The organism is Leucobacter ruminantium, assembly GCF_017565705.1.
Classification (GTDB): Bacteria; Actinomycetota; Actinomycetes; order Actinomycetales; family Microbacteriaceae; genus Leucobacter; species Leucobacter ruminantium.
In genome coordinates this window covers 79802-91628 of sequence record NZ_JAGDYL010000018.1, presented here as the reverse complement: position 1 = coordinate 91628, position 11827 = coordinate 79802, and the positions used below count along the sequence as shown (strand labels likewise).

Below are 11827 nucleotides of genomic sequence, written 5' to 3'. Positions count from 1 at the left end.
CGTTGCGTATGCGTTGAATACTCGGCCTCGGAAGTCGTTGGGGTGGAAGACACCTGCGGAGGCGTTTAACGAGCAGCTATTGTTGGTTCAACAAGCCGGTGTTGCATCGACCGGTTGAATCCGGTCAATTCCGAAGCAGGAAACTGCGCCGCGAACTTGCCGTCCATAATCTCGTCGGATCGATGGGCAGAGTCGCTTCCTGCGGCGACAACGCGGCAATGGAATCGTTCTTCAGCCTGCTGCAGAAAAACGTCCTGAACCGACGTTCCTGGGCCACGCGCGAACAGCTACGCATCGCGATCGTGACCTGGATCGAGCGGACCTATCACCGCAGGCGTCGCCAGGTCCGTCTGGGCCGTTTGACGCCGATCGAGTTCGAGACCATCATGAACAACGACCTGGCCCTCGCGGCCTAACTAGAACTGTCACCAGTTCCTGCATCAGACCCCTCCGTGCGGCCTCCGAGCTAGTTCGAACGCGAGACGTGGCAGACTCGATGCAGACCCGGAAGACGGAACGGAGGCGCCCGTGAGCGGATCCCTCCCCCTGCTGCCTCCGAGCCGTCTGCGCACCGCCGCCTTCGCGCCGATCGGTGAGGAGGGGCGCGTCGAACTCGTCGAGTCCCGTCTCGTGCAGGCCATCTCGTCGGGGGCCTTCACCGAGGGGGAGCGCCTGCCGAGCGAAAGCGAGCTCTCCGCCCTGCTCGGCGTCTCGGTCGTCACCGTTCGCGAGGCGCTCGGCGGGCTGCGGCACCGCGGTCTCATCGCGACCAGACGCGGCCGCAACGGCGGCAGCTTCGTGAGCTCCAGCCGCGGCGTCGTGGTCGAGGTCAACGCGCGCGCCCTTATGGAGATGCCCCGCGTCACGCTCGCGGACCTCGGCGTGCACTACGAGGTCGTCTCGGCGGCCTGCGCGGAATATGCCTGCCTGCGCGCCACGCCCGAGGAGCTCGACGTCGTCGCGCGCATTCTCGCCGACGCGCGCGAGCTGCCAGCCGACGCCTGGCGGCGGCGCATCACCGAGGTGCAGCTCGAACTCGCCGCCCTCAGCCAGTCGGTGCGGCTCACGAACGAGCACGTGCGCGTGCAGACCGAGTTCACCCCGCTGCTCGCGCTGCAGGACCGCGATCCGGCGGCGCGCGCCGAGACACACGACTCGCTCGCAGCGCAGATCGAAGCGATCCGCGACGGCGACATCGAGCGAGCCAGGGCCACCGTGCGCGCGACCGTGCGCGCCTCGGTGCGTTGGCTCGTGGCCTGCCGCTCGGATCTGCTCGCGGCGCCCCCCGGCTCTGACCTCCATGCCACACTGGACGCACGTCGTTCCGAGAGCTGAACCGGCACGACCTCGAAGGGGAGGACCGAGAGACCATGGCGAATGCACCCGCGCTCGAACAGGCGCTCGCGGGGGTCGACGCGTTCTTCGACGGCGTCTTCGCGCCGCTCGAAGCCTGGCTGCCCGAGCTCGAAGCGATGCTGCGGGCGCGGGTTGCGGAGGGATCCCTCACCGGAGCGCAGCTCGCGGCGCTCGTGGAGCCCGGAGCGGCCCGCGTGCTCGACGCGACCGAGCGCCCCATCTACGGCGCCGGCTTCTGCGCGAGCGACGCCCTCGTCTCCGAGGGCAACCCGCTCGCCTGGTGGCAGGGCAGCGAACGCAGCCTGCTCGCCTCCTCGACCTTCGGTCCAGGGCAGGCCGCCATCGAACTGGTGCGCCTCGAGTGGTATCGCGTGCCCGAGGCGACGGGGGAGCGCCACGTGGCCGGCCCGTTCGTGGACTACCTCTGCTCGAACGAGATCACCATCACCTCGTCGATGCCGGTCGCGGTCGACGGCGTCTTCTGCGGGGTGGCCTGCGCGGACGTGCTCGTCTCGTCGCTCGAACGGGCGCTGCTGCCCGAGCTGTCCGGGATCCCCGACGCGGTGCTGGTCAACGCGGGCGGACGCGTCGTGCTCTCCAACGACCCCGACTTCGAGACCGGCGACCGGCACGGAGGCGGCGCGGTCGTCGCGGAGTCGTCGCGCTACCCCTTCTCGATCGCTGTGCCGTCGGCTGACTGAGCGACCCCGATCGTCGTCCGCTGATCGAGCGACGCGGGAGTCGAAATCGAGGCGGCTCGCGCCGGGATCCCTCGCCCTACTCGGCCCGCCCCGACGAGGGCAGCAGATCGGCGACCGAGCTCAGCACCTCGTCGGGGCGGAACGGGAAGCGCTCGATCTCGCGCTGATCGGAGATGCCCGTCATGACGAGAACCGTGTGCAGGCCGGCCTCCATGCCCGCGACCACATCGGTGTCCATGCGGTCGCCGATCATGCCCGTGTTGTTGGAATGGGCCCCGATCTGGTTGAGGGCCGAGCGGAACATCATCGGGTTCGGCTTGCCCACGATGTAGGGCGTCTTGCCCGTCGCCTTCGTGATGAGGGCGTTGATCGCGCCCGTCGCGGGCACCGCGCCCTCGGCGCTCGGACCGGTCGCGTCGGGATTCGTCGAGATGAAGCGGGCACCCTTGTCGATCAGGCGGATGGCCTTCGTGATCGCCTCGAAGGAGTAGTTGCGGGTTTCGCCGACCACGACGAAGTCGGGGTTCGACTCGGTCATGACGTATCCCGCGTCGTGCAGCGCCGTCAGGGTTCCCGCCTCGCCGATCACGAAGGCCGAACCGCCCGGCTTCTGCTGCTTGAGGAACGCGGCGGTCGCGAGCGCGCTCGTCCAGATCCGATCCTCGGGAACATCGATGCCGCTCGCCGCGAGGCGGGCGCTCAGATCGCGAGCCGTGAAGATCGAGTTGTTCGTGAGCACGAGGTAGGGGATCTCGTTCTCGCGCCAGTGGTTGATGAGCTCGGCGGCGCCCGGGATGGCGCGCTGTTCGTGCACGAGCACACCGTCCATGTCGGTGAGCCAGCATTCGATCTCGTTGCGGCGGTTCGTCGCGATCTCGTTCATGCCCCCAGCGTATCGCCGCCGTGTGAACGAGCGGTATCGGGCGCGGGCGCTTCCCGGCGCTCCGAGCGCGTCGGTTTCAGCGAGACCGAAGCTTTCGGAGCGGCGGAAAGCGTCTGTCTCGCTGAAAGCGTCGGCTTCGGTGAGGGATCGCCGCTCCCGCCGCGCTCGGCGTCCGGCGGTTCCGGGAAACAGGTGCGCGGGTCGCGCCGTTGCTGGCAGACTGGGGGCATGCACGATAGGGCAGGGATGCGCGCTCGCGAAGAAGATCTGATCGACGTCGAGGCGCTGCTCGCGGCGTATACGGAGGTCGTCCCCGATCCGGCGATCGCCGAACAACGAGTCGTCTTCGGCACATCGGGCCACCGCGGCTCGTCGCTCAAGGGGTCGTTCAACGAGGCGCACATCGTCGCGATCAGCGCCGCCATCGCCGAGTACCGCGCGTCGCAAGGGATCCGCGGTCCGCTCTTCATCGGCTCCGACACCCACGCGCTCTCAGCGCCGGCCGAGCACACTGCGCGCGAGGTGCTCTCCGCGGCGGGCGTGCACGTCCTGGCGAAGGCGGGGGCGGGCGACGAGCTGTTCGTGCCCACCCCGGCCGTGAGTCACGCCATCCTCACGCACAACCGAGACCGTGCCGCCGACGACCCGGAGCGCGCCGACGGCATCGTCGTGACTCCGAGCCACAACCCTCCGGCCGACGGCGGCTTCAAGTACAACCCGCCGCATGGCGGACCGGCCGACACCGACGCGACCGACTGGATCGCCGCCCGCGCCAACGAACTGCTCGAACAGGGAGTCGCTCAGGTGCCCAGGGCGAGCGAGGACGGCCTCGGCGGAGAGCCCGTGGGCCGCTACGACTTCCTCGGCGCCTACGTCGAGTCGCTCGACGAGGTGATCGACGTCGACGCCATCCGCGAGGCGGGCGTGCGCTTCGCGGCCCACCCGCTCGGGGGATCGAGCGTCGCCTACTGGGCCGCGATCCGGGATCGCTTCGACCTCGACCTCACAGTGCTCGGGCCAGGCGTCGACCCCAGGTGGGGTTTCATGCACCTCGACTGGGACGGCAAGGTGCGGATGGATCCCTCATCGCGCAATGTGATGTCGACCGTCGATGAGTATCGCGACCTGTTCCCGATCGTCACCGGCAACGACGCCGACGCCGACAGGCACGGCATCGTGACTCGCGACGGCGGGCTGATGAACCCCAACCACTACCTCGCGGTCGCGATCGACTACCTGCTCTCGCACCGCCCCGATTGGCCGGTCACCGCCGGGATCGGCAAGACGCTCGTCTCGTCGGGGCTCATCGACCGCGTCGTGGCCTCGCACGGCCGCGAACTGCTCGAGGTGCCGGTCGGCTTCAAGTGGTTCGTGCCCGGCCTCGCCTCGGGCGACGTCGTGTTCGGCGGCGAGGAGAGTGCCGGGGCGTCGTTCCTGCGCTTCGACGGAACCCCGTGGAGCACCGACAAGGACGGCATCCTGCTCGCGCTGCTCGCGGCCGAGATCCTGGCCGTGACCGGGCAGACCCCCTCGGAGCGGTACCGCGAGCTCGCCGAGCGCTTCGGAGAGGCGGCCTACGCGCGCGTCGATGCGCCCGCGAACCCCGAGCAGAAGGCCCGCCTGGGAGCCCTCTCGCCCGAGGACGTCGCCGACACCGAGCTCGCAGGCGATCCGATCACCGCGATCCTCACCTCGGCTCCCGGCAACGGCGCGCGGATCGGCGGCCTCAAGGTGCAGACGGAGCACGCGTGGTTCGCCGCGCGCCCCTCGGGCACGGAGGACGTCATGAAGATCTACGCCGAGTCGTTCCGCGGACCCGAGCACCTCGCCGAGGTGCAGGAGGCGGCGCAGGCGCTCGTCGCCCGAGTGCTCGGTTAGGGGCGTCGGGCCCGGGCCTGCTCCCGGGGCCTGCGCCGCGGGCCTGCTCCGCTTCCCCGGGGCTGCGCCCGCTCCCCGAGCCTGTCGCAGGGCGCGGAGCGGTCCCCTTCGACGCACTCGGGGATCCGGCGGGGCCCGGGGGAGCGAGGGATCCTGCCGCGCGGTACGCTGGTGCCCATGCCAGAGCACGCAGAGCCGACCCGCCGCTACTCCTATCTGGGACCGGCGGGCACGTTCACGGAGGCCGCGCTCAAGCAGGTGCCCGAGGCCGCAGGGCAGGAGTGGAACCCCGTCGCCAATCTCGGCGAGGCGCTGAACGACGTGGTCACGGGCTTCAGCGACGCCGCGATGATCGCGATCGAGAACTCGATCGACGGGGGGGTCACCGTCGCGCAGGACGCGCTCGCCACGATCCCCGGCCTGCGCATCGTGGGGGAGTACCTGGTCCCGGTGCGCTTCGTGCTCGTCGCGCGGCCCGGCACGGGGCTCGAGGACATCGCCGTGGTGTCGGGGCACCCCGTCGCCTACGGACAGTGCCGCGCCTGGCTCGACGATCAGGTGCCGCGCCACCGGCATCTGCCCGCGACTTCGAACGTGCAGGCGGCTGCCGATCTCTTCGACTCGGAGAAGAGCATCGATGCCGCCATCGCGCCTCCCGGGATCGAGGAGCACTACGACGTCGAGGTGCTGGCCGAGGGCATCGCAGAGAACCCCGACGCCGTCACGCGCTTCGTGCTCGTGAGCCGCACAGCGCCCGTCGGCGAGCCCACCGGTGCCGATAAGACGAGCCTCATCGCCGAATTGCCGGAGGACCGCGCCGGCGCGCTCCTCGAGATGCTCGAGCAGTTCGCGACCCGCGGCGTCAACCTCACCCTGCTCGCCTCGCGCCCCATCGGCGACCGCATGGGTCGCTACCGCTTCGTCATCGACGCCGAGGGGCACGTGAAAGACGAGCGCGTCGCCGACGCCCTGCTCGGACTGAAGCGCTTCAGCCCGCGCGTCGTGTTCCTCGGCTCGTACCCGCGCGCCGACCGAGTCGCGGCGACGGTCCGCGACGCGCACGACGACGACGCGTTCCGCGACGCCCGCGACTGGCTGCGCGAGGTCATCGAGGGCGTCGCCGACTGACGCGCGTCAGGATCCCTCGCACGCGACCTGCGGGCTTCTGCACGACATGCCCCCTCTACGCCCATGCAGAAGCCGGCGTGTCGTGCAGAGGCCCGCGTCTCGCGAAAGCTCGAGGGATCGCATCCGCTGGAGCGGGGAATTCGGGCCCGCGTCTCGCGAAGTTCGAGGGCGGCTACACCCGGGCGTCCCACTCGGGCAGCACGCGCACCGTGAGGGCGCCGGGATCGACCCGCCCGCTCGCCGCGAGCGCCAGGCCGAAGTCGTCGCCGTCGAGCTGGATCGGCTCGGGTCGCGGCACGGATAGGGCGTAGCGGGTCGCGCGCACGTAGTTCACGCTGCGGCTGTCGTTGACGAGGTCGATGATGCGCCGACCCGCCTTCGTCTTGCGCAGCACCCCGTTCTCCCACCCGATCTTGTTCCAGATGCGCAGCCACGAGAACGGGCCGAGCGGGCGCAGAGCGACGACGTCGAGCTTGCCGTCGTCGACCTTCGCGTCGGGAATCAGCAGCACACCGCCCGGCATGAGCCCGCAGTTGCCGATCATCACCGTGTAGACCGAGAGAGCCTTCACGGGGGAGCCGTCGACGGAGTAGTGGATCTGCAGCGGATCGTCCTTGAGCATGGTGCGCACGCCGGCGTCGACGTAGGCGAGCCAGCCGAGCCGCTTCTTGAGCGTGGCCCGGGTCGCAGAGATGGCGCGGGCGTCGAGACCCATGCCCGCGAGCACGAGGAAGACGTGCTCGCTCTCCGACTCGTCCTCGCGCACGATCGTGAGCACGCCGAGATCGATCGACCGGTTGCTGCCGTAGAAGGCGGCGCGCACCGGGTCCTCGATCCGGTTGAGCGGAATGCCCAGGTTGCGGGCGAGCAGGTTGCCGGTTCCCTGGGGCACGATGGCGAGAGGGATCCCGGTGCCCCGCAGAGCCTCGGCCACGGCGCGGACGGTGCCGTCGCCCCCGCTCGCGATCACCACGCCCGCTCCCTCGGCGATGGCCCTCCGAGCGGCGGCGGTCCCCGCGTCGGCCTCCTCGGTCTCGTACCAGCGGGTCGGCGCCCACCCGGCAGTGCGCTCCTGGACGGTGACCGCGCTCCGGAGCGCGGTGAGATCCGTCTTGAACGGCTGGTACACGACGGCCGCGCTGGGAAGCTGGCGCAGAGTGTCGGCTGGCATGGTTCAAGCGTAGCGGGGCGCGTCTCCGCGCCTCGCAGGTAAGCTGGGTGCGTGATCGATCCTGTTCTGCTCCGCAACGACCCAGAGGCCGTCAAGCGCTCGCAGCGCGCGCGAGGAAACGACGAGGCGGTGGTCGATCAGGCGCTCGCCGCCGACGCCGCTCGCCGGTCTGCGCTCGGCGAGTTCGAGAGCCTGCGCGCCGAGCAGAAGGAGTTCGGCGGCCGCGTGAAGTCGGCGTCGAAAGACGAGAAGCCCGCGCTCATCGCTCAGGCGCAGCAGCTCGCGGCCGGCGTGAAGGCGGCCGAGGCCCGCGCGAAGGAGGCGGAGGCCGAGTTCGAGCAGCTCGCGCTGCGCATCGAGAACGTCGTGATCGAGGGCGTGCCCTCGGGAGGCGAGGAGAATTTCGTCACCCTGCGCGAGATCGGCGAGAGGCCCGAGTTCGACTTCGAGCCGCGCGACCACCTGGAGATCGGCGAGATGCTGGGCGCGATCGACATGGAGCGGGGCGCGAAGGTGTCGGGCGCACGCTTCTACTTCCTCCGCGGCGTCGGGGCGAGGCTCGAGCTCGCCCTCATGAACCTGGCGCTCGACCGGGCGCTCGGCAACGGATTCGTGCCGCTCATCACGCCGACGCTCGTGAAGCCCGAGATCATGGGCGGCACGGGCTTCCTGGGGGAGCACGCGAGCGAGGTCTACCACCTGCCCGAGCAGGATCTCTACCTGACGGGCACGAGCGAGGTCGCGCTCGCCGGCTATCACGCCGACGAGATCATCGACCTCTCGGGCGGCCCGATCCGCTACGCCGGCTGGTCGACGTGCTACCGCAGCGAGGCGGGATCGCACGGCAAGGACACGCGAGGCATCCTGCGCGTGCACCAGTTCAACAAGCTCGAGATGTTCGTCTACGCTTCGCCGGAGGAGGCCGAGGCCGAGCACGATCGCCTCGTCGCCTGGCAGGAGGAGATGCTGCAGCTGCTCGGCCTGCACTACCGGGTGATCGACGTCGCGGCGGGCGATCTCGGTTCGAGCGCGGCGCGCAAGTTCGACATCGAGGCGTGGGTGCCGACGCAGGACGCGTACCGCGAGCTCACCTCCACCTCGAACTGCACGAGCTACCAGGCGCGCAGGCTCGCCACCCGCTACCGCACGGAGACCGGCAAGACGGCCCCCGTCGCCACCCTGAACGGCACGCTCGCGACGACGCGCTGGCTCGTCGCGATCCTCGAGACGCATCAGCGGGCCGATGGCAGCGTGGTCGTTCCGGAGGCGCTGCGCCCCTACCTCGGAGGGCTCGAGGTGCTCGAATCGGATGCGACGCGGGCGGTGCGCGCGGATCTCCTGGCAGAGGAGCGGCAGGCCGAGGAAGACCTGAGGGACCTTGCCGAGACGACCCGTGCCGAGCAGTGGCCGCTCTGATGGACCGCCGCATCGCAGCCGAGCATCGGCACATCATCGCGCTCGACCTCGACGGGACGGTGCTCGATCACGACTTCCTGGGTGCGGGCGACGACTACGAGGGCGGCCGCATCTCGGTCGAGCTCGGTGACGCGATCCGCACCCTGCACGAGGCCGGCCACGAGGTGATCGTGTCGACCGGGCGCTCGGTCGACGCGACGCTGCCGATCGTGGAGCGGCTGCGCATCCGCCCCGAGTGGGTCATCGCGGCCAACGGGGCGGTGACGCTGCGGCGCGATCCGCTCGCGCCGCGGGCGTACCGGCGCGAGTACGTGGAGGCCTTCGACCCCACCGACGCGCTGCTGAAGATCCGCACCCGGCTGGTGACCGCGCGCTTCGCGGTCGAGTTGGCGGAGGGCGGTTTCCTCTACACGGAGCCGATCCCCGCAGGCACGCTTCCGTCGGACCAGAAGCAGGTGCCCTTCGAGGCGCTGCTCGGCGTGCAGGCCTCGCGCGTGGTCGTGGTCTCGCCCGATCATCTCCTCGAGGATTTCCTGAGTGTCGTCGAGTCGCTCGGCCTCACCCACGTGTCGTATGCGGTAGGCAGCACCTCGTGGCTCGACATCGCGCCCGACGGGGTGACGAAGGCGAGTGCGCTCGAGGTGGTCGCGGCACGGCTCGGCATCGACCGCTCGCGCGTCTTCGCCGCGGGCGACGGGCGCAACGACATCGAGATGCTGCGCTGGGCGGGCCGCAGCGGCGACTCCGTCGCGATGGGGCAGGCCGACCCCGAGGTGCGCGCCGCCGCGCGGCGGGTCACGGGAACGGTCGAGGAGGGCGGTCTCTTCACCGCGCTGCGCGACCGCTTCCCCGATCTCATCCGCTGACCCCGGAACCCGGCGCCGCGCGGCTCGGCCGATCCCTTGCTAGGATTCTCGGCGGTGGGTTGTCCGAGCGGCCGAAGGAACTTGTCTTGAAAACAAGCAGGCGGTAACCCCGTCTCAGGGGTTCAAATCCCCTACCCACCGCCAGATGAACAGCGGTTCGGAAGCCCTCGCCTCGGCGGGGGCTTCCTCTGTTCCCCGGGCCGAACCGCGCCCCGCCGCCTTGCGAGTGAGGGATCGCGCGCGTAGAATAATGTGGTTTGCGTCTGCGCGCCGTTCTCGGCGTCGCGGCGGAGACGGACACCGCACCTCGGACCGGCCGGGGAGAGCGGGAGAGCACGCGCATCCGCGCGGGTTCGATCGAAAGGAAACAATCATGGCAAAGGCCAAGAAGGTTACCGGTCTGATCAAGCTTCAGATCGCAGCCGGCGCCGCCAACCCGGCACCCCCCGTGGGTCCCGCGCTGGGTCAGCACGGCGTCAACATCATGGAGTTCTGCAAGGCGTACAACGCGGCCACCGAGTCGCAGCGCGGCAACATCGTGCCGGTGGAGATCACCGTCTACGAGGATCGCTCCTTCACCTTCGTGCTCAAGACCCCGCCGGCAGCCGAGCTGCTGAAGAAGGCCGCGGGCGTCCAGAAGGGCTCCGGCACCCCGCACACCGTCAAGGTCGCGAAGGTCACCGCCGAGCAGGTTCGCCAGATCGCCGAGCAGAAGCAGGCCGATCTCAACGCGAACGACATCGATGCGGCATCGAAGATCATCGCCGGCACCGCCCGTTCCATGGGCATCACGGTCGAGGGCTAAGGGGTAGGACACATGGCACAGAAGTCGAAGGCGTACCGCGCCGCTGCCGCGAAGATCGAGGCAGACAAGTTCTACACTCCCGCCGAGGCCGTCGCCCTGGCGAAGGAGACCGGTTCCACCAAGACCGACGCGACCGTCGAGGTCGCCGTCAAGCTCGGCGTGGATCCCCGCAAGGCCGACCAGATGGTGCGCGGCACCGTCAACCTGCCCCACGGCACCGGCAAGACCGCCCGCGTCATCGTGTTCGCGGTGGGCCCGGCCGCTGAGGCCGCCATCGCCGCGGGCGCCGACGAGGTCGGCGGCGACGAGCTGATCGAGAAGGTGGCCGCGGGCTACACCGATTTCGATTCGGCCGTCGCGACCCCCGAGCTCATGGGCAAGGTCGGTCGTCTGGGCAAGGTGCTCGGCCCCCGCGGCCTGATGCCGAACCCGAAGACCGGCACGGTGACCCCGAACACGGCGAAGGCCGTCGAGGAGATCAAGGGCGGCAAGATCGAGTTCCGCGTCGACAAGCACGCCAACGTGCACTTCATCGTCGGCAAGGCCTCGTTCTCGGCCGAGCAGCTGAACGACAACATCACCGCGGTGCTCGATGAGATCTCGCGTCTGAAGCCGTCGTCGGCCAAGGGCAAGTACGTGCAGAAGGGCGCCGTCTCGACGACCTTCGGCCCGGGCATCCCGCTCGACGTCTCCGGTCTGTAAGACGACCGACGGAAGAACCCCCGCTCCCATCTGGGAGCGGGGGTTCTCTCGTTTCGCGGTGCTCGGTGGGTTCGGTGCGCTGCTGCGGCGAGGGATCCCGACGCGCGGTCGGCGCGGCAGGATCCCTCACCCGGATACGGCCGTGGGCAGCGACCGTGCGAGCTATTCGATCGGCGCAGCCATCTGCACGACCTCGTAGTCGACCTCGATGCGGCCGAGCTCGGCATCCTCGAGGGCCGCGCCCCAGCGGTCGGCGAACTGGTCGACGCCGCCGTCCATGGTGATCGTGCCCGAGATGAGGACGGTGCCCGGCTCGCGCTCGCCGCGCTCGGCGAGCACCTCGAGCCAGTACGACGGCTCGAGCAGCGCGTCTGCGGGGGCGTTCTGGATCACGGTGCGGTCCTCGCCGACCCAGCCGCTCAGTGTGACGCGGTCCAGGCGGTCGGCGACATCGGAGTAGAGCCAGGCGCGGCGGCCGATGACGTCGGGGGAGGCGTTCTTCGACCAGGCGACGCCGTGGGTCTCGAGTTCGCGGTCGGTGTGGTCGCAGGCGACGGTGAGCAGCTCGCGGCCCTCGTCGTCGATGACGAGGGCCCACTCGGCCTCGCCCGAGGTGCGGCCGTGCTGCACGTAGACGCGGTCGGTCTGCTGCGCGAGGTAGGGGGAGATCGGGAAGAGCGTCGGGGTGGAGGTGGGAGCGGGCACGCCGAGTTCGGCGAGCTCTTCGATGTGGGCCCGCACCTCCTCCTGGTTCTTACCGGCATAGCCCGCGTTGAACAGGCGCTGCACGGTCACGGTCGCCTCGCTGCCATCCGGCAGCTCGAACGACAGGGTCGGATTGCTGGGCTGAGATGACATGGCACTCCTCTTCGAAACCATCTTGTATACGGGTTGTATGCAATTTATACTAAGCTGAACTCG

The 11827-nt window shown here is 69.8% G+C and carries 10 protein-coding genes, 1 tRNA gene and 2 pseudogenes; 10 read left to right on the top strand and 3 right to left on the bottom strand.

Annotated elements, in window-relative coordinates; translation table 11 throughout:
* Positions 1-125: 125 nt before the first annotated feature.
* From J4H91_RS10755 to J4H91_RS10745, 3 genes and pseudogenes are all read left to right on the top strand, one after another.
* Positions 126-416 (top strand): annotated as a pseudogene (locus J4H91_RS10755) (integrase core domain-containing protein); the annotation flags it as partial.
* Between the two features lie 112 nt (positions 417-528).
* Entirely contained in the window at positions 529-1335 is an 807-nt protein-coding gene (locus J4H91_RS10750) for a GntR family transcriptional regulator (protein ID WP_208046254.1), read from the top strand.
* 35 nt (positions 1336-1370) lie between these two features.
* Positions 1371-2057 (top strand): hypothetical protein, encoded by a 687-nt coding sequence (locus J4H91_RS10745; RefSeq protein WP_208046253.1) that lies wholly within the window; start codon positions 1371-1373, stop codon positions 2055-2057.
* Positions 2058-2133: 76 nt separating this feature from the next.
* Here J4H91_RS10745 and J4H91_RS10740 read toward each other — a convergent pair whose 3' ends face one another.
* Entirely contained in the window at positions 2134-2940 is an 807-nt protein-coding gene (locus J4H91_RS10740) for an HAD-IIA family hydrolase (RefSeq protein WP_208046252.1), read from the bottom strand.
* A gap of 228 nt (positions 2941-3168) precedes the next feature.
* Here J4H91_RS10740 and pgm point away from each other — a divergent pair, with 228 nt between their 5' ends.
* Together pgm and pheA are read left to right on the top strand one after the other, a co-directional pair.
* On the top strand, positions 3169-4818 hold the full coding sequence (gene pgm / locus J4H91_RS10735) for a phosphoglucomutase (alpha-D-glucose-1,6-bisphosphate-dependent) (protein WP_208046251.1): 1650 nt from the start codon (positions 3169-3171) through the stop codon (positions 4816-4818).
* 177 nt (positions 4819-4995) lie between these two features.
* Positions 4996-5946, top strand: coding sequence for a prephenate dehydratase (gene pheA, locus J4H91_RS10730; protein WP_208046250.1), 951 nt, complete (start codon positions 4996-4998; stop codon positions 5944-5946).
* Between the two features lie 172 nt (positions 5947-6118).
* Here pheA and J4H91_RS10725 read toward each other — a convergent pair whose 3' ends face one another.
* Positions 6119-7117: a diacylglycerol/lipid kinase family protein gene (locus J4H91_RS10725; RefSeq protein ID WP_208046249.1), complete on the bottom strand. Its 999-nt coding sequence runs from the start codon at positions 7115-7117 to the stop codon at positions 6119-6121.
* Positions 7118-7168: 51 nt separating this feature from the next.
* Here J4H91_RS10725 and serS point away from each other — a divergent pair.
* The 5 genes and pseudogenes from serS to rplA all read left to right on the top strand — a co-directional run.
* Positions 7169-8446 (top strand): annotated as a pseudogene (gene serS, locus J4H91_RS10720) (serine--tRNA ligase); the annotation flags it as partial.
* 86 nt (positions 8447-8532) lie between these two features.
* Complete coding sequence (locus J4H91_RS10715; protein ID WP_208046248.1) at positions 8533-9399, top strand: HAD family hydrolase; 867 nt, start codon at positions 8533-8535, stop codon at positions 9397-9399.
* 53 nt (positions 9400-9452) lie between these two features.
* A tRNA-Ser gene (locus J4H91_RS10710) sits at positions 9453-9543 on the top strand.
* A gap of 229 nt (positions 9544-9772) precedes the next feature.
* Positions 9773-10204: a 50S ribosomal protein L11 gene (rplK, locus tag J4H91_RS10705; RefSeq protein ID WP_046455296.1), complete on the top strand. Its 432-nt coding sequence runs from the start codon at positions 9773-9775 to the stop codon at positions 10202-10204.
* A gap of 12 nt (positions 10205-10216) precedes the next feature.
* Positions 10217-10906 carry a 50S ribosomal protein L1 gene (rplA, locus tag J4H91_RS10700; protein WP_208046247.1) on the top strand — a complete coding sequence of 230 codons (690 nt, stop codon included), beginning with the start codon at positions 10217-10219 and terminating at the stop codon, positions 10904-10906.
* A 162-nt stretch (positions 10907-11068) separates the two neighbouring features.
* On the opposite strand, the gene J4H91_RS10695 is transcribed toward rplA, so the two are convergent.
* Positions 11069-11764 carry a DUF2848 domain-containing protein gene (locus tag J4H91_RS10695; RefSeq protein ID WP_208046246.1) on the bottom strand — a complete coding sequence of 232 codons (696 nt, stop codon included), beginning with the start codon at positions 11762-11764 and terminating at the stop codon, positions 11069-11071.
* Between the last annotated feature and the right edge of the window lie 63 nt (positions 11765-11827).